The organism is Streptomyces sp. IBSBF 3136 (assembly GCF_036815105.1).
GTDB lineage: Bacteria > Actinomycetota > Actinomycetes > Streptomycetales > Streptomycetaceae > Streptomyces.
On the sequence record NZ_JAJSZC010000080.1, the window covers coordinates 13,352 to 31,348 of the forward strand.

At 75.0% G+C, this 17,997-nt stretch carries 14 protein-coding genes; 11 read left to right on the top strand and 3 right to left on the bottom strand.

The window, feature by feature from the left end:
* Window positions 1–127 precede the first annotated feature (127 nt).
* The 11 genes from V7E45_RS18880 (at window position 128) to V7E45_RS18930 (ending at window position 15,190) form a co-directional block, all read left to right on the top strand.
* A complete protein-coding gene (locus V7E45_RS18880; protein WP_333775353.1) occupies window positions 128–1,240 on the top strand; it encodes an aliphatic sulfonate ABC transporter substrate-binding protein in 1,113 nt (370 codons plus the stop codon).
* A 34-nt stretch (window positions 1,241–1,274) separates the two neighbouring features.
* Entirely contained in the window at window positions 1,275–2,060 is a 786-nt protein-coding gene (locus V7E45_RS18885) for an ABC transporter ATP-binding protein (protein ID WP_333775354.1), read from the top strand.
* Entirely contained in the window at window positions 2,047–2,931 is an 885-nt protein-coding gene (locus V7E45_RS18890; protein ID WP_333775355.1) for an ABC transporter permease, read from the top strand. Before V7E45_RS18885 ends, V7E45_RS18890 begins: the two co-directional genes overlap by 14 nt.
* A 5-nt stretch (window positions 2,932–2,936) precedes the next feature.
* Window positions 2,937–3,677 (top strand): sirohydrochlorin chelatase, encoded by a 741-nt coding sequence (locus V7E45_RS18895; protein ID WP_333775356.1) that lies wholly within the window; start codon window positions 2,937–2,939, stop codon window positions 3,675–3,677.
* A 179-nt stretch (window positions 3,678–3,856) separates the two neighbouring features.
* On the top strand, window positions 3,857–6,064 hold the full coding sequence (locus V7E45_RS18900) for a hypothetical protein (RefSeq protein WP_333775357.1): 2,208 nt from the start codon (window positions 3,857–3,859) through the stop codon (window positions 6,062–6,064).
* 3 nt (window positions 6,065–6,067) lie between these two features.
* A complete protein-coding gene (locus V7E45_RS18905; RefSeq protein WP_333775358.1) occupies window positions 6,068–7,309 on the top strand; it encodes a TRAFAC clade GTPase domain-containing protein in 1,242 nt (413 codons plus the stop codon).
* Window positions 7,306–10,383 carry a GTPase-associated protein 1-related protein gene (locus V7E45_RS18910; RefSeq protein ID WP_333775359.1) on the top strand — a complete coding sequence of 1,026 codons (3,078 nt, stop codon included), beginning with the start codon at window positions 7,306–7,308 and terminating at the stop codon, window positions 10,381–10,383. Before V7E45_RS18905 ends, V7E45_RS18910 begins: the two co-directional genes overlap by 4 nt.
* Window positions 10,380–12,047 (top strand): TRAFAC clade GTPase domain-containing protein, encoded by a 1,668-nt coding sequence (locus V7E45_RS18915; RefSeq protein WP_333775360.1) that lies wholly within the window; start codon window positions 10,380–10,382, stop codon window positions 12,045–12,047. The genes V7E45_RS18910 and V7E45_RS18915 overlap by 4 nt, the downstream gene beginning before the upstream one ends.
* 204 nt (window positions 12,048–12,251) lie before the next feature.
* Window positions 12,252–12,926, top strand: a complete 675-nt coding sequence (locus V7E45_RS18920) for a vWA domain-containing protein (protein ID WP_333775366.1) — start codon at window positions 12,252–12,254, stop codon at window positions 12,924–12,926.
* Entirely contained in the window at window positions 12,920–13,852 is a 933-nt protein-coding gene (locus tag V7E45_RS18925; protein ID WP_333775361.1) for a protein phosphatase 2C domain-containing protein, read from the top strand. Before V7E45_RS18920 ends, V7E45_RS18925 begins: the two co-directional genes overlap by 7 nt.
* Window positions 13,853–15,190, top strand: coding sequence for a protein kinase domain-containing protein (locus tag V7E45_RS18930; protein WP_333775362.1), 1,338 nt, complete (start codon window positions 13,853–13,855; stop codon window positions 15,188–15,190).
* 39 nt (window positions 15,191–15,229) lie between these two features.
* Here the strand turns inward: V7E45_RS18930 and V7E45_RS18935 are convergent, their stop codons facing one another.
* The 3 genes from V7E45_RS18935 to V7E45_RS18945 all read right to left on the bottom strand — a co-directional run.
* On the bottom strand, window positions 15,230–15,556 hold the full coding sequence (locus V7E45_RS18935) for a hypothetical protein (RefSeq protein WP_333775363.1): 327 nt from the start codon (window positions 15,554–15,556) through the stop codon (window positions 15,230–15,232).
* A 61-nt stretch (window positions 15,557–15,617) separates the two neighbouring features.
* Window positions 15,618–17,081 (bottom strand): hypothetical protein, encoded by a 1,464-nt coding sequence (locus V7E45_RS18940; protein WP_333775364.1) that lies wholly within the window; start codon window positions 17,079–17,081, stop codon window positions 15,618–15,620.
* A gap of 305 nt (window positions 17,082–17,386) precedes the next feature.
* On the bottom strand, window positions 17,387–17,997 hold a 611-nt coding region (locus V7E45_RS18945; protein ID WP_333775365.1), incomplete at its 5' end, for a DsbA family protein.

Sequence of the window (17,997 nt, forward strand, 5' to 3'; positions counted from 1 at the left end):
GATGTGCGCGGTGACGTACGCGCACTGCCGGCGCGCCCCCACCCTCCACCGCAAGCGAAGACCTGCCGACCTCCCGGCCACGACCTGAGAGTCCGTGACCGCCGGGCCTCCGAGAGGAACACCTCCCGTGCCTGCCACCACCTCGACGTTCCTTCGCCGCGGCGCGGCCCTGATCGCCGCGCTCCCCCTGCTGGCCCTCGCCGCGTGCGGCTACGGCTCGAAGGCCGCGGACGACTCGGCGAACGCCAAGGTCGCCGCCGGTGCCGAGAAGATCGACGGACTCGACTCCGTGAAGATCGGCTACTTCGGCAACCTCACCCACGCCACCGCGCTGGTCGGCAGGCAGAAGGGCTTCTTCCAGAAGGAGCTGGGCGCGACCCAGGCCGCCTACCAGGTGTTCAACGCCGGCCCGTCCGAGATCGAGGCCCTCAACTCCGGCTCCATCGACATCGGCTGGATCGGCCCCTCCCCGGCGATCAACGGCTACACCAAGTCCGGCGGCAAGAACCTGCGCATCATCGGCGGTTCGGCGTCCGGCGGGGTGAAGCTGGTGGTGGACCCGAAGAAGATCAAGTCGCTGAAGGACGTCAAGGGCAAGCGGATCGCCACTCCTCAGCTCGGCAACACGCAGGACGTGGCCTTCCTGAACTGGGTGGCCGAGCAGGGCTGGAAGGTCGACGCCGAGAGCGGCAAGGGTGACGTGTCGGTGGTCAGGACCGACAACAAGGTGACGCCGGACGCCTTCAGGTCGGGCTCCGTGGACGGCGCCTGGGTGCCGGAGCCGACCGCGTCGAAGCTGGTCGCCGAGGGCGGCAAGGTACTGCTGGACGAGTCGGCGCTGTGGCCCGGCAAGAAGTTCGTGATCACCAACGTCATCGTGTCGCAGAAGTTCCTCCGGGAGCACCCGAGGGCCGTCGAGGCGGTCCTGAGGGCGTCCGTCGAGACGAACAAGTGGATCAACGCCGACCCGGATCGGGCGAAGGCGGCGGCGAACAAGCAGCTGGGCATCGACTCCGGCAAGGAGCTGCCGGCCGACGTCCTCGACCCGGCGTGGAAGTCCATCCAGATCACCGACGACCCGCTGGCCGCCACGCTCGACACCGAAGCGCGGCACGCGGTGAAGGCGGGGCTGCTGGAGAACCCGCAGCTGGCCGGCATCTACGACCTCACCCCGCTGAACAAGGTCCTCGCGGCCGCGGGTGAGTCCTCCGTCAGCGACGCCGGTCTCGGCGTCAAGTAGTTCCGGATCCGACAGTTCCCAGGAGGTGACGATCATGGCAACCGCGCTCGCCAAGGCCGATGACGTCGATACGGTCGACCACGCCGCCCGTATCGAGCACGTCTCGAAGTCCTTCCCCGGGCCCACAGGGCAGCAGCTCGTCCTCGACGACATCACGCTGGATGTCGCACCGGGCGAGTTCGTCACCCTGCTGGGGGCCTCGGGCTGTGGCAAGTCGACCCTGCTGAACCTGGTGGCGGGGCTCGACCAGCCCTCCGCGGGCAGCATCACCACCCACGGGCGTCCCGCGCTGATGTTCCAGGAGCACGCGCTGTTCCCGTGGCTGACCGCGGGCAAGAACATCGAGCTCGCCCTGAAGCTGGGCGGCGTCCCCAAGCAGGAGCGGCGCGGCCGCGCCGACGAACTGCTCGAACTCGTCCGGCTCAAGGGCTCGTACGGCAAGCGGGTGCACGAGCTGTCAGGCGGCATGCGCCAGCGCGTGGCGATGGCCCGCGCGCTCGCGCAGGACAGCCGGCTGCTGCTGATGGACGAGCCGTTCGCGGCGCTGGACGCGATCACCCGCGACCTGCTGCACGACGAACTGACCCGGATCTGGGAGGAGACGGGCCTGTCCGTCCTTTTCGTCACGCACAACGTGCGCGAGGCGGTGCGGCTCGCGCAGCGGGTCGTGCTGCTCTCGTCCCGCCCGGGCCGGGTGGCCCGCGAGTGGCGGGTGGACATCCCCCAGCCGCGGCGCATCGAGGACGCCCCGGTCGCCGAACTGTCCCTGGAGATCACCGAAGTCCTGCGTGGGGAGATCCGCCGTCATGGCCAGCACTGAGACGAAGACCGCCACGGACGCGGGGAGCGTCGAGGCCGGTCTTGACGCCCTGGAGAGCGCCGCGCCCGGCCGCACCCCGTTCCGGCAGACCTTCACCGGCAAGATACTGCCGCCGCTCGTCGCCACCGCGGTGGTGCTGGTGGTGTGGCAGGCGCTGATCACCTTCAAGGTCGTCGACGATCCGGCGAAGCTGCCCTCCCCCGCCGACGTGGGCGGTGAGTTCAAGAACGCCTGGCTGGAAGGCAAGCTGCTCGGCTACATCTGGACCAGCGTCTCGCGCGGTCTGCTGGGCTTCCTGTTCGCCCTGGCCATCGGCACGCCGCTGGGGCTGCTGGTGGCGCGGGTGAAGTTCGTGCGGGCGGCCATCGGCCCGCTGCTGTCCGGTCTTCAGTCGCTGCCGTCGGTGGCGTGGGTGCCGCCCGCGGTGATCTGGCTGGGCCTGGACAACTCGATGATGTACGCGGTGATCCTGCTCGGCGCCGTCCCGTCCATCGCCAACGGCCTGGTCTCCGGCATCGACCAGGTGCCGCCGCTGTTCCTGCGGGCCGGCCGGACCATGGGGGCGACGGGCGTGCGGGGTGCCTGGCACATCGTCCTGCCCGCGGCGCTGCCCGGCTACCTGGCGGGCCTGAAGCAGGGCTGGGCGTTCTCCTGGCGGTCCCTGATGGCGGCGGAGATCATCGCGTCCTCCCCCGACCTGGGCATCGGGCTCGGCGCGCTGCTGGAGAACGGCCGCAACGCCAGCTCCATGTCCATGGTGTTCGAGGCGATCTTCCTGATCCTGTTCGTCGGCATCGCCATCGACCTGCTGATCTTCAGCCCGCTGGAGCGGTGGGTGCTGCGCAGCCGCGGCCTGCTGGTGAAGGGCTGACCCGTATGCGCCACCAGCCGGTTCTCCTGGTCATAGCCCACGGCAGCCGCGACCCGCGGCACGCCGCGACCGTGCACGCCCTGGTGCGCCGGGTGCGTGGCCTGCGGCCCGGGCTGCGCGTGGAGACCGGCTTCCTGGACTTCAACGTCCCGTCCGTGCACGGGGTGCTGGAGTCGCTGGCGGCGCAGGGCGTGCGCGACGTCGTAGCGCTCCCCCTGCTGCTCACCCGCGCCTTCCACGCCAAGGCGGACATCCCGGCGGTGCTGCGGGACGCCCCGGCGCGGCTGCGGATCCGCCAGGCGGAGGTGCTCGGCCCCTCGCCGCTGCTGCTGTCGGCGCTGGAGCGGCGGCTGTACGAGGCGGGCCTGACGCCCGCCGACAAGTCCTCGACCGGGGTCGTGCTGGCCTCGGCGGGGTCCTCCGACCCGGAGGCGATCGCGGTGATCGCAGCAATCGCGCGGGAGTGGCGGCACACCGGTTGGTGCGCCGTGCGGCCCGCGTTCGCCTCCGCATCCCTTCCGCGCACCGAGGACGCGGTCCGCGAGCTGCGCGACCTCGGCTGCGAGCGGGTCGCGGTCGCCCCCTACGTCCTGGCCCCCGGCTTCCTGCCGGACCGCATCGCCCGCGGCGCACAGGAGGCGGACGTCCTGGCCGACGTACTCGGCCCCGCCCCCGAGGTGGCACGCGTACTGCTGGAGCGCTACGACACGGCGGCGTTGCCGGCACGGGCGGCACTGGGGGCGTGACGCCTGACGTCCGACGCCGGCGCCGCGGCGCGGTCCGCGGGCCTCATGCCCGGTGGGGCACCTGGGCACCTGTGGGTGCGGTCCGCCCCGGGGCGCCCGGTTTCCCCGAAAGCACTTCCTGGTCCCGGCCGGATCTGCTGGGATGGTCCCTCAAGGCGCTATCGGGGGAGAACGTGCGCGTGGCCGGTCAGGAATTCGGGTATCACCTGGGGTTGCCCAGGGCCCTGTCGGGCCTGCCGCTGAGTCCCCTCGTGCCGGGCTACGGCCGTCTCGCCGCCGACCAGCACGCGGCGGGGTTACGCCACCTCGGCGAGGTGCTGGGCGCCGCGCCGACCGGGTTACGGGTCCTGGACGGCCTCTACGTGCCCGCCGGGCCGCGGGGCAGGCGCCGGGTGGACGGGCCGTTCCTCGACCGACTCGCCGAGGGCGCAGGGCCGGGCGCCCCGCTCGCCGCGAAGCTGGCCGCGCTGCACCGGCGCGATCCGCCGGCCCCGCGCCGCGTCGTCCTCTACCAGCTGATCTGCCTGTTGCAGGACCAGCCCGCCGACCGGCGCCCGCGCACGGCGGCCGAGTTGGGCGTGCACCCGGACGAGGTCGCGGGCCTCGTGGCCGCCGCCCGGCTGCGGCCGGTCCTCGACCGGCGCGCACGCGACGCCGCCGAGTCGCTCGCCGACGCCCGGGAACGGCGCCGGCTGCACCGGCTGCGGGCGCTGCTCGACCGGCTGCCCCCCGACACCGGCGACCGGGAGGTCGCCGCGCTGCGCGCCTGGCTCGCCGAACGGCTCGACGTGGTCGACGGCCACCTGCGGGCCGGCCGCCGGGCCGAGGACGGGGGTGCGCGGGAGGACGCGGGCGAGGCGTACCTGAAGGCGCTGTGCGAGGCCGCCGACGACCACCGTGCTCTGCGCGGCCTGGTCCGCGTGCACCGCCCCGAGTCCGGCCGGCGCGGGCTGCTGCGCGCCGAACTACGACCCGACCTGGTGGAGCTGTCCTGGCAGGAACGGCACGACGTGCCTGGTGAGTGGCGGCTGCTGCGGCTGTACCGCACCGACCGGGGCAGGCCCGTCGTACGCAGCGTGCCGGGCGCGGACCCCACGGCGGCCGGCACGGTGCCCGACAAGGACGCACCGCTCGGCTCGAAGGTGCGCTACGCGGCGCTGCCGTTGCGGGACGGACGGGTGGCCGGCCCGCCGCTGGTCTCGCGGCAGTTACTGGTCGCCCCGGAGGTGGGGCAGCCGGTGCTGACGGACGGCCGGGGCCGGCTCCACTGCGCCTGGCAGCGGCCGGCGGGGGCCATCGACGTCACCGTCGAGCACACCGAACCCGGCGCGTCCGGGGGCGGGTTGGCGCTCCGCCCGGACGGCTTCACCGCGACGGGCCTGCCGGCCGGCCCGCACGCCTTCCGCGTCGTCTGCCACTACCGGGCGCCCGGCGGTGCCCGGGTCCCCTCCCCGGGGCTGCGGGTGACCGGCACCGTCCACCCCTGGCCAGAACCCGTGCGCACCCTCACCGCGCGGCCCGACGGCGGGGCCGTGCGGTTCACCTGGACCGGTGCGCGGGACGCCGAGGTACGGCTCGTGGTGTGGCCCGGGCAGGCGCCCGCGTCGGGCACCGAACTGCGCACCCGCGACCTGCCGGTCCCGCTGGACTGGCCGGAGAAGGCCGGCGCGCCGTGTCCGCCGCCGGGCACCTGCGCCGAGGTCGCCGCCGTCGCCGTGCTCGGCGCGCGGGCGCTGGCCGGTCCGGCCGTCGCCGTCGAGGCCGTGCACCCCGTCCCCGGGCTCACCGCCGAACGGCTCCCGGACGGTCAGGCGCGCGTCACGGTGGACTGGCCCGACGGCGCCGGGCACCTCGCGGTCACCTGGGCGGCCCCGGACGGCGCGGAAGCGGGCGGCGAGCGCACGGTGACCGCGCACGCCTACCGGCGCGGCGGGCTGCGGCTGCCGGTCGGCCCGGGAGCGGTGCGGATCCGGGCGACGACCGTGCCCCGGGTGGCCGGGGCCGTCGTGGTGGTGCCCGAGACGGCCGAGACGCTGCTGCCGCCGGACACCGCCATACGGTATGAACTCCTTCGCCCGCAGCGGCGGTTGCTGCGCCGGGGCCGGCCCCTGCTGCGGGTCAGCCTCGCCGCGCCGGGCCCGTCCGGCGAGCTGCCGGAGTTCGTGTGCGTGGCCCGCAGCGGCGACCTGCGCCCGAACAGCCCCGCCGACGGCACGACCGTGCTGCGCGTGTCCGGGCCCGACCTGGCCCGGTGCGGCACGGTCGAGCAGGAGCTGCCGGTCTCCGTCTGCCCGGCCCCCTACCGGCTGCGCGGCTTCCTGCTCGGGGAGCACGCGGTCTCGGTCCGACTCGAAGAACCCTCTCCCGCGAGCCTGGTGGTGCGCTGAGCCATGACGACCGTGATATGCCCGTACTGCTTCACCCGCGCGCCGGCGGCCAGGCTGCCGTACCGATGTCTGATGACGCCGAGCGGGGTCCGTGGCGGCGCGCCCTGCGGGCCCGAACGGGACGACCTGTGGGCCGGGTTCATGGGGCCCGGGGTGCCCCCGTCGGCCCGGATGCGGGGGCCGGTGTTCACCGCGGCGCGCAGGCTCGGCGGGCTCGGCGGCGGGGGCAGCAGCGTGCCCTGCCCGAACTGCGGGGTGCCCACGCCGGTACGGGTGTGCGAGTCCTGCCACAGCGATCTGCCCAGCGACTACTGCGACCAGGACAGCCGGATCATCGCCCTGGTCGGCGCGAAGGCCTCCGGCAAGAGCACCTACGCGGCCGTGCTCGTCAACGAGTTGAACCACCGGGTCGGGCAGGCCTATCACGCCTCGCTCGCGGCGATGGGGCAGAGCACCCAGCAGCGGGACAAGGAGATGGCCGAGGACCTGTACGAGCGGCTGCGGCTGCCGGACGCCACCCGGCCGGCCGCGCTCGGCTTCAACGACCCGCTGCTGTACCGGCTGAGCCTGCCCCGCAAGGGCCTGCTGGGCGGGTCCGGGACCCGGCACACCACGCTGGTCTTCTTCGACGCGGCCGGGGAGGACCTGGCCGGCACCGAGGCGATGGACCGCTACACCCGCTACCTGAGCGCGGCCGACGGGATCATCCTGCTCGTCGACCCGCTCCAGCTCGGCTCGGTCCGGGACCGGCTCCCGGTGCACGAGGGGCCGCCGCTGCCCGTCGTGGAGACCCCGCCGCAGCAGATCGCCGCCGACCTCGCGGCCCAGCTGCGGGCGCACGGCAGGGGGCGCTCCCGGGGCCGGGTGTCCACCCCGATGGCCGTAGCCGTCACCAAGACGGACATGCTGAAGCCGCTGCTCGACCCGCACTCCCCGCTGCTGCGCAACGCCCCGCACAGCGCCGGCGCCTACGACGACGCGGACCGGCTCGCCGTGCACGAGGAACTCCGGTCGCTGCTGACGGACTGGGACTCCGGCGCACTGCTGCGCCAACTGGACCTCGACTTCGCCGAGTTGTCGTACTTCGGGCTGTCCGCGCTGGGGGCGCCACCGCCACGGGACGCCCCGGCGGACGCCCCGAAGTCGGGCCCGCAGCCGGTACGCGTGGAGGATCCGCTGCTGTGGCTGCTGTCCCGGCGCGGGCTGCTGCCCGTGCGGGCCGCGGAGAAGGGGCGTGCCCGGTGAGCCTGGCCCAGCTGCACTACACGTCGGCACCGCCCGGCCCGGACGGCTCCGGTTTCCGGTTCACCGCGGTCAGCCCGGGCGTGCCGCGGACGCTGCTGCGGGAGGCCGAGCAGCTCATCGGGTACGAACCCCCGCGCGACCTGCCCGCCCGGCCGGACACCGAGGAGCTGAAGGCGTTCCCGAAGGCGTTCAGCTGTACCGAACTGTCCGACGGCGGACGGCTGCTGAGCCGGTCGGTGTACACCGGCGCCGACTACAGCGGACGCTGGGGCAACTTCCACACCCACGCCCTGTATCTGCCGCCCGGGACCCGGCTGCCCGACGGGGCGCTGCCCATCACCGCCTGGGAGTCGCCGCGCTGGGCCGATGCCACGCCGCCGGACGGGCGGCCCGAGCCGGTCGGCCGGTTCGAGCCGTCGGGACTGCTGCGCCGGGACGGCCTGGTGGCGTTCGCGCGCTCTCGGGCGGACCGGCTCGCCGCGTTCTTCGCGGACCTCGCGGCGCTGGCCGGGGGGACGGACAGCCGGCAGATCGTGGTGGTGGAGCACGACAGCGCCGATGTGGCCCAGTGGATCGCGCTCGCCTGCGCGGTGCTGCCCCGTGAGCGGGCGCACCTGCTGACGTTCACCACCTACACCCGGCGCCCGCAGCAGGCCCGGCAGCAGATCGTCGGGGTCCTGCCCTCCTGCGAGCCGGTCGGCCACGACCACCGGTTCCGGGTGCACGACTGCACCGCCCGCCCGGACGCCGGGCCCGTCGCCGACGCCTGGGCCGACGTGTGCGCGCGGATCTGGACGGCGGGCCGGCCCGACCTGTTCCGGGGCGGCTCCGGTGACATCGGCCCGCTCGCGGTGGCCGCGCTCGCCACGGGAGTCCCGCTGCGCGCCGACGGCCGCGCGGCAGCGGCCCGCTGGACCGCGGACCACGCCCCTACGCTCCCCGAGGAGACCCTGACCGCGCTGATCGCCGCGCTGACGGAGAAGAACGGTTCACGCCCGGGCACGAGCCACCCGACGGCCGGGGCGGGCGACGCGCCCAGCGGTGCGGGCGGCACGCCGAGCAGTGCGGGCGACGCGCCGAACGGTGCGGGGTCGGCCGGCGCCGAGGCGTGGTCGAGCGGCGCTGGGAGGGGCGCGACCGGCACCGGAGTCGGCGCGAGCCGTGACGGGATGGGGCCGACCGGCACCGGTACGGACGCGACGGGCACCGGAGCGGGCCTGGACGCCACGTGGACGGGCACGAGCGGCACCGGAGCGGGCCTGGACGGCACGCGGGCGAGCGCCGACGGCAGCGGTGCGGGCCCGGACGGCACGTGGACGGGCGCGAGCGGCAGCGGTGCGGGCACGAGCCACACCGGGACGCGCGCGAGCGGCACGTGGACGGGCGCCGGCGGCAGCGGTGCGGGCCCGGACGGCACGTGGACGGGCGCCAGCGGCACAGGGGCGGACGCCGGCGGCACCCGGCGGTATGCGCCCGACGGCAACCCACTGGACGACGAACCGGCTGCGCTGGCCGCGTTGTCGGCCCGGCTGGACGGGCAGGTGCCCACCGCCGTGTCCGCGCCGCTGGCCGCCCGTGTCCTGGCCGCGGCGGTCCGCGACCGGGGTCCGCTGCCCGCGCTGGGCGCGGGCTCGCTCACCCCGGCGCTGCGCGCGGAACTGGGCCGGAACCTCGCCCCGGCCCTGCGGCAGGGCGTCGGCGATCCCGCCGAGCCGGCCGCCGGACGGCCCCTCGCCCTGCTGCGCGTCGCCGACCTGCTCGACGTGGACTGCTCCGACACGCTGCCCGCACTGGCCGGGCGCCTCGCCCGCGAGCTGGTCGGCGGCCGGCCCGCGGACCCGGCCACCGGGCGGGAGCCGGAGCGGGGGCCCAGCGGTACGGGCCGGACATCCGACCGGGCGCCGGACCCGGGTGCCCAGCCGGACGGCGAGGGTGGGCGTGCGGTCTGCCCGCCGGCCGTCCTCGACGCCGTGCACGACCATCCCGCCCTGCGCACCGCCCTGTTCGGCGCCCTGGACGCGCTCGCCGCCGCCGACCCGCCCGCGGTCGCCGGGCGGCTGGCCGGGTGCGGGCTGCCGGTGCCGCCCTCCCCCGGTTTCCCGCGGCTGCGGATGTGCCTGCAGACGGCCGGGGCGGGGCGGACCGGCGACCGGCGCGCGCGGTTCCACGGCCTGCTGCGCACCGCCGGCGTCTCGCCGCACGCCGAACCCGACGTGCTGCGCACCGCGTTCGACCTGGTGTGGCCGGACGGCCCGCCGACCGCGGAGGAGGCGGCCCTGCTGCTGAGCGAGCTGGGCTCGGACGCGCACCGGCTCGCGGGCACCCGGGACCTGCTGGTGGAGGCCGCGCTCGCGGCCCCCGCCGACGACCCGGCCGTGCCGGTCCTCGCCGCCGACCTGCTGCGCTGTTTCACCGCGGAGCTGCGGCCCGCGCACCGGGCACCGCTGCTCCTGCTGGAGTACGCCGGGCTGCTGGACGGTGACCACGACGTGGAGAACTGGGTCGACCACGTGCTCGGCCTGCGGGACGGCGCGCCGGAGCCGGTCCCCGAGCCGGTGGCGCGACGGGTCCACGACGCCCTGGCGCGACGGCTGCTGGCCGTGGCGGCGCCCGGGAGCGAGCCGTACGCGCCGCCCCGGCCGCCGGCGCCCGAGAGCGAGCTGTACGCGCTGGCCCGCGCGGGCGATCCCGGGCTGCTGGCGGCCTACGAGCGGGTGGGGCGCGGGGACCGGGTGGCCGAGCGGCTGCGCACCGTGCCCGGGTACGTCGCCGCCTGCTTCTGCGACTGGAGCGCCTACCCGCGGCCGTACGGCGGCTGGGAGACGACCCGGACCACCCTGCTGACCAAGGTGCTGCGGCCGGTCGTACGGGCCCTGCCGGCCGAGGACCAGCGCGCGGTGGAGGAGGCGCTGCACCGCACCGGCCGTGGCCGGCTCGACGCCTACCGCGCCTGGAACCGGCCCGGTGCCCTGGGCCGGCTCGCGGGCCGGCTGACCGGGCGCGGCCGGCGCGAGGACCGGTCGGCGCCCTGGACCGGCGACGTGGAGCCGCCCGCCGGGGGAGGCCGCAGGTGAGGGCGGGCGCGGCCGAAGGCGGGCCGCAGTCGGCCCTGCTGCTCCTGCTCGGCTGGACCGGGGTGGTGGCCGCCGCGGTGTGCGGGTTGCGCACGCTGTGGGAGTTCCTCGGGCGCGGCCTGTCGGCCGCCTGGCGGCGGACCGGCCCCTGGCAGGCCGGCCACGCCGACTGGCGGCTCGCCAAGGTCGGCGGCGGCGAGCCCGCGCATCTCGCCTACTGGTGGCGGCAGTCGTGGGTGGACGCCGGGTCCGCCGCGGCCGCGGCGCCGCTGGCCGTGTGGTCCGCGCTGCGCGACCGATGGCTGCGGGGCACCGTCCGTAACCTGTTCCACGGGTGCCGGCCCTCGGGTAGGCGCCCCACCGCGCCGCTGTACCGGCTGCTGCTGGTGGTGCTGGTCGCGCCCGGCACCGCCGTGGGCGCGCCGGCCGGGGCCGTGCTGGCGGCGCTGCTCCTCGGCCTGGTGCTGGCGCTGTTCGCGCTGCTGCTGGCCGTGGTGTGGCTGGGCTGGGCCGCCGCGGTACCGGTGCTGCGCGCTCTGGAGCGGGGATGGCTGCTGCTGCGGGGCGTCCGGGTCAGGTGCCCGCACCCGGGCTGTTACGCGCCGGTCCCGCTGGCCCTGCACCGCTGCCCGAACTGCCGGGAGAACCATGCCGAGTTGCGGCCCGGACGGTACGGCGTGCTGTGGCACGTGTGCCGGTGCGGGCACCGGCTGCCCGCCTCCCGGCCGCTGGGGCGCGGGCGGCTCACGGCGCTGTGCCCGCGCTGCGAGCAGTTTCTGCCCCGGGCCGCGGGGACCATGCCGGTGGTGCACACCCCGCTGGTCGGCGGCACCTCCTCGGGCAAGACGATGCTGATGGCGGCCATGGTGGAGGGACTGCACTCCTGGGCGCGGCAGGGCGAACTGCGGGTGGAGTACGCCACCGTCGACGACCAGCGCGCCCAGACCGGCCTCAACCAGGAGCTGAACCGCACCGGTTGGGCGCACGCCACGACCGGCGGCCAGCCGCGCGCGTTGATGCTGACCGTGGCCCGGGGGCGCAGGCGCCGGCTGCTGTACCTGTACGACCCGATGGGTGAGTCGGTGAGCGACGCCGAACGGGTGCGCGCCCAGGGGTACCTGGCGCACACGGACGGGGTGGTCCTGGTGGCCGACGCCCTGGCCGACCCGCGGGTGCGCGGCCGGCTGGGCCCCGCGGACGCCGAGCGGGCGGAGCGGGCCCGGCCCTCGGCGCAGGGCCCCTGGGAGACGTACCAGCGGCTCACCGGGGAGCTGGCGGCGCTCACCGGCCGGCGGTCCCGGCTGTGCGTGGCCACCGTGGTCACCAAGCGGGACGTGCTCGACCGGCTGGCCTCGCTGCCGGTGCCGGGCGCGCGGGTCGAGGACTGGCTCACCGACGTGGGCCTCGGCCCCCTGGTCCGGGCGCTCGGCCACGACTTCCGGGCGGCCCGCTACTGGGCCGTCAGCGCGCACGCGGCCACCGGCACCGGGCCGCTGGAGAGCGAGCAGCGGCGGGCCGCCGAGCCGGTGCTGTGGCTGCTCGCGGCCTCGGGGCTGCGCACGGGCCCCCTGACCGGCTCGGGTGGCGGCGGCCGGCCGGTCCGGCAACGGCGGCGGCCAGACGGGGCGAGCAAGGGCCACGAGGGGAGGTACAGCCCGGCATGAACCAGGTGACCTCATCGGTCGCACGGGCCCGGCGGGTGCTGGCGGGCCTCTTCGTCACGGCGGTGGTCCTCGCGGCGGCCGCCCTCGGTGGCACCGCGTGGCTGCTGCTCCGCTGACCCCGGCACCTCCCCCACCCGCACACACCCAAGCACCCACCTGTCCACGGAAAGGAATCACGGCGTGAGCGACATTCCCGGCGGGCCCATGGCCAACCGGCCGGTCCACTTCATCTGGCTGCTCGACTGCTCGTACTCGATGCAGGGCGAGAAGATCGCGAAGCTGAACTACGCGATCAGGGAGGCCGTTCCGGAGATGCGGTCGGTGGCCCACGACAATCCGGCCGCACAGCTGCTGCTGCGCACCATCACGTTCTCCACCACCGCACAGTGGCACCATCACACGCCGGTCCCGGTGGACGACTTCACCTGGCAGGACGTGCAGGTCGACGGCATGACCAACCTCGGTGAGGCGCTGCACCTGGTGGCGCGGGAGCTGCAGACCCCGCCGATGCCGCAGCGGGCGCTGAAGCCGGTGCTCGCGCTGGTGTCGGACGGGGGGCCCACCGACGAGTGGCGGGAGGGCCTGAAGGCCGTCGACGCCTCCCCGTGGGGCCGCAAGGCGGTGCGGGTCGCCATCGCGATCGGCTCGGACGCGGACCGCGGGGTGCTCCAGGAGTTCCTCGGCAACCCCGAACTCCAGCCGCTGGACGCCAACAGCCCCAAGCAGCTGGCCGCCGCCATCCGGTGGGCGTCCACGGCGGCCGTGAAGGCGGCCTCCCAGCCGGTCGTGGGCGGCACCTCGGGTCTGGCCGCGACCATGGTGAAGCAGCCGTACGCGCCGCCGGTGCTGGACGACGACGATGACGACGACGTGTGGTGACGCTCGGGGTGCGACGGTGGGAGACGCTGGCCGACAGCGTCCAGGGCGTCAACAAGCGCCGCAACCAGGACTGGTACGACTGCAGAGGCGCGGGAACCGGTGACAGCCCGCTGATCCTCGCGGTGGCCGACGGGCACGGCTCGGCGGCGCACGCGCGCAGTGAACTGGGCGCGCGGTTCGCCGTGGACCGGTTCATGGGGCTGGCGGCGCACTTCGGCCGGGCGGCCGTCGACTGCCAGGGGCCGGGCCGGCTGTCCCGGCTGATGACGTACGCCCGGGACGACTTCCCGCGCGCCCTGGTGCACGAGTGGCGGCAGGCCGCGCTCGGGCACTGGGACCGCAACCGTCCTGTCGTCGAGGAGGCGTCCCGGGAGCCGGGGACCGAGGAGAAGCTGGTGCTGTACGGCACGACGCTGATCGGCGCCGTGCTCACGCCCTGGCTGTTCGTGGCCTGGCAGATCGGTGACGGCGACCTCGCGGTGGTGGAGCACGACGGCACGCTGACCCGGCCGCTGGCGCCCGCCGAGGAGGACCTGGGCGACGAGACGGAGTCGCTGTGCGGGCGTGATGCCTGGCGGTCGATGCGGATGCACTGGGCGCCGGTGTTCGAGGAGGCGCGCACCCCGCGCCTGGTGGTGCTCTCCACGGACGGGCTGTCCAAGAGCTTCGCCTCGGCCGACGGTTACCGGGAGTTCGTCGAGGGCCTGGCGGGGCGGCTGGCCGGGGAGGGCGGTGCGAGCGTGCGCGAGGTGCTGCCGGGGTGGCTTGCGCAGGCGGCGCGCTACTCGGGCGACGACACGACGCTGGCGGCGGCCCTGCGCTTCGCGCGGGACGCCCCGGAGCCGGCCGGGGCCGGCGGGAACGAGGAGTCCACGGCGGTGGCGGCCGATGCCGCGGCGCCGGACGAACGGAAGACGGAGACGTAGATGAGCGGCATGCTCGACGGCGGGACGCGCCTGACGGCGCAGAACGGTGACGGGGTCGAGATCGTCGGCCTGCTCGGCGCCGGTGGGCAGGGCGAGGTGTACCGGGTGCGCACCCCGGACGGGGAGCGCGCGCTGAAGTGGTACTACCCGACCTGCGCGACCGGTGAGCAGGAGGCGATCGTCAAGGAGCTGGTGGCGCGCGACTTCGCCGACGACCGGTTCCTGTGGCCCGAGGTGTACGTGCCCGAGCACCGGGGGTCGTTCGGCTATCTGATGGGCGTGCGCCCCGACCGCTTCAAGGGGCTCCCGGCCCTGTTCCGACGGCAGTTGCGCACGAGTACGCGGGCCCTGCTGACGGCCTGTCTGTACACGGTGGAGGCGTACCAGGCGCTGCACTCGCGCGGCATCGCCTACCGGGACATCTCCTGGGGCAACATCTTCTTCGACCCGGCCACCGGTGACGTGCTGGTCTGCGACAACGACAACGCGGTGGTGGAGGGGGACGCGAGCGGGATCTCCGGCACCATGGAGTTCATGGCCCCGGAGCTGGTGCGTGGCGATCCTGGCGCGCGTCCCGGCACCCAGTCCGACCTGCACTCCCTCGCCGTGCTGCTGTTCATGCTGCTGATGAACCATCACCCGCTCAAGGGAAGGCGCGAGTTGGGCATCCACTGCCTGGACGAGGCGGCCGAGCGCAAGCTGTACGGCCGCAGCCCGCTGTTCGTCTTCGACCCCGCGGACGACTCCAACGCGCCGGATCCGATGGAGCACGCGACCGTGCTGGCCACCTGGGACGCGGCGGCGGGCCGGCTGCAGGAGCTGTTCCGTCGCTCCTTCACCGTCGGGCTGCGCGATCCGGCCGCCCGGGTGCGGGAGTCGGAGTGGCGCGACGCGCTGCGGGCGGTGCTGGACTCGGTGGTGGAGTGCGCGTCCTGCGGGCGGCAGAACATGACCGAGCCGGGCGAGAACCCGCCGCCGCGTGCCTGCTGGGGCTGCGGGGCGACGCTGGTGCTGCCGCCGCGGCTGACGGTGACCACTCCCCCGCCGCGCACCGAGCACCACATCAGGCTGCGCCGGGGCGCCCGGGTGCAGGAACACCATCTGCTGCCCGAGCCGGCCCGGCACGACTGCTCGGACGCCGCGCTGGTGGCGGAGCTGGTGGAACACCCCAAGCAGCCGGGGCGGTTCGGTCTCGCCAACCGGTCGGCGCAGACCTGGACGGGCACCCGTTCGGACGGCACCGCGCAGAAGGTCGAGCCCGGGCAGACGGTGCCGCTCAGGTCGGGTCTCGAACTGGACCTGGGGGGCGGGGTGCGGGCGGTGGTGCGGGCCGGGTGAGCGCCCGTCGGGGCCCCGCGTGCGCGGGGCCCCGGCGGCTCACAGACCCAGCACGTTCATGAGCTGCTGGGTGAAGGCGAGGCTGCCGGTGCCGGCCGCGGCGCCGATGCTGATGGTCTCCAGGGCCGAGCGGATCCGGCCCCGGTTGGGCGGGCCGCCGTCCTCGACGGACTCCATCAGCGCCCCGTGGATGACCTCGCCGTGCGGCACGAGCACCGGGTACTCGGCGCGCAGCGCCTCGATGAGTCCTTCGGCGAGCCGGACGAGCGGCTCGCTGGCCGGCGCGTGGACGTTGATCTCGATCCGGCCATGGTCGCCCATGTGGGCGGGGCCGTTGATGTTCCCGTGGAAGTTGTACGTGCTCACTGTCCTGTCCTGACTCCTGGTCGGAGGGTGCCGCCGGTGCGGGGACCCGGGGGGCGGGGATTCAAGGCGAGGCCGGGCCGGCCGCCGGGCCGCCGTGGGGTCCGGGACCCTGCTGACCGCCCATGGCGATCGTGCCGTCGTTGCCGAAGATGCTGGGGCCGCTGACGTTACCGATGTTGTAGGTCTGGGTGCTGATGACCTGAAGGGCCTTGTCGTAGGAGCTGGTGTCGACGTGGTGGTCCTCCAGGAACCGTTCCGTGGCGACGAGCACGCCCTGCTGGAGCCGGAACAGGAAGTCCTGCGCGTCGGTCCGCTCGGCGTAGCCCGCCGCGTCCCAGGCGCCGAGGTCCTCGCGCAGGCTGCCCTTGGCGCCGTAGTCGTACAGGAGGTGCTGCTTGTCGATCGCCCTGCGTTCGCGGGCCAGCACGCGGGCGTGGTCGCGCCGCCAGGCGCGGCGGTCGCGCACCCCGCCGAGGGCGCCGCTCAGGTACGGGCCGGTGTGCGAGGTGGCGTGCCGGACGAGGTCCCACCAGCGTTCGCGGGGGGCCACCGGAAGCTGGTCGACGCGCAGGAAGCGGCCGTCCAGCGGGGGTATCGCGTAGGCGGCGACCTCCCAGGTCAGGCTGGGCGGCTGCAGGATGGCCCGCAGGTACATGGAGACGATCATCCGGCCGCCCTCGCCGATGCGTTCCAGGCAGAGGTGGGTGCGCATGCCCGCGCCGGGGTTCTCCAGGCCCGCCCGCACCAGTTGGCTGGGTATCCGGGCGTGCGGTCTGCGGGTGCGGTCGGGGACCAGTTCGGGCAGGAAGCAGGCGTTGCTGCCGAGGACGTAGAGCCGGTTCTGGGCCCGCAGTCCCGGCAGGCCGGCGATGGTCTCCAGGTGGCGGGCGACGTAGGTGTGCAGGTCGACGGCGTCGAAGGGCAGCAGCGGGAGCTTGCCGCCGCCGGGGGCGTCGGCGGGTCTGCTGATGTCGATGGGCTGCCACACCACCTCCTTGAGCTTGGCGCCGCTGCCGACGAACGGGTTGGTCCGGGCGGCGGCGTCCGCGTACGGCAGCACGTTGGCGCGTTTCAGCTCGCTGAGCCAGGCCTCCGCCTCGGGCTCGACCGGCGGCGCCGTCCGCTCGGGCTTCTCGGTGGCCTGGAACACCTCGCGTGCGGTGTCCCGTCCCACGGACTCCTTGCGATGGACCAGGGTCCAGGCCGCCGCGTAGACGCCGGGAGGGCCGAAAATCGCCACCCATACGAGGGACCAGTGTCCGTTGACCGCCCCAGCCAGGCCGGTCAGGAAGCAGAGGATGGCGATGACCGCGAGCCGGGCCAGCCGGCTGTCGAGGGCCTCACGGCGGCGGGCGGCCACCCGCGCGTGGCGGGCGAGGGCGACGAAGTTGATGCCGAGGCTGAGCCCGAGGGCGTCGAGGCGGTCTCCGGTGAGCGCCCGGTCGACGTAGCGCGCGAAGGTGTCGTCGAGGTGCGCGGAGGCGCACAGGCGGCGGGTCACCGAGTCCCTGCGGTACTGCGGCAACTTCGGTAATGGTCGCCCCGTCACAGTCATCCGTCCCCCTCGGCCGTTCTCCGCGCGCCTCACCCTAGGGACAACGGGCGGCGTTTGTCCCGGGGTTCACCAGAGCGGGGAGCCGGCGGCCGGCGGGCGGGAAGCACCGTGGGGTGCGGGGGCGGCCGGCCGCCGTGGTCCGGCGTTCCCCTGTGACGTCGGACCACGGACGGCTCTTGTCTCTGCGTCCGGTTCGGCGGATGTGTCACGGGTGTGGAGGCTGTGCGGCGCCGCAGGGGCGGTTATCGGCCATCCCGCGGTGTCCGTACGCCGGATCAGTCGAAGCGCAGGGCTCCGGTGCGGGTGCGCTTGAGTTCGAAGAAGTCCGGGTGGCGGGCCAGCGTGCGGAAACTGTCGAAGAGTTCGGCCGCCTCGGCGCCGCGCGGGACCGCCCGCAGCACGGGACCGAACCACACCGTGCCGTCGACGTGGAGCGTGGGCGTGCCGACGTAGCCGCCCGTGTCCGGTTCGGCGCCCGCCTCGTGGCTGCGCCGCACCGCGTCGTCGTACGAGGGGTCGTCGGCGGCCGCCGCGAGGTCCGCCGGCAGCCCGAGTTCGGCCAGCGAATCGGCGACCACCACGTCGAAGTCCTTCGTCCCGCGCTCGTGGATGCGGGTGCCGAAGGCGGTGTACAGGTCGCGCAGCACGGGCGCGCCGTGCCGCTCGGCGGCGGCCGCGGCGACCCGCACCGGGCCGATCGACCGGTCGACCAGGTCCCGGTAACAGTCGGGCAGTTCGTTTCCCGTGTTGTGCAGGTACAGGCTCATGACGCGGAAACGGAGGTCGAGCGGGCGGGTGCGTTCGACCTCCAGCAGCCAGCGGGAGGTGATCCAGGCGAAGGGGCAGGCGGGGTCGAAGAAGAAGTCGACCCGGGCCGGGTCGGGGG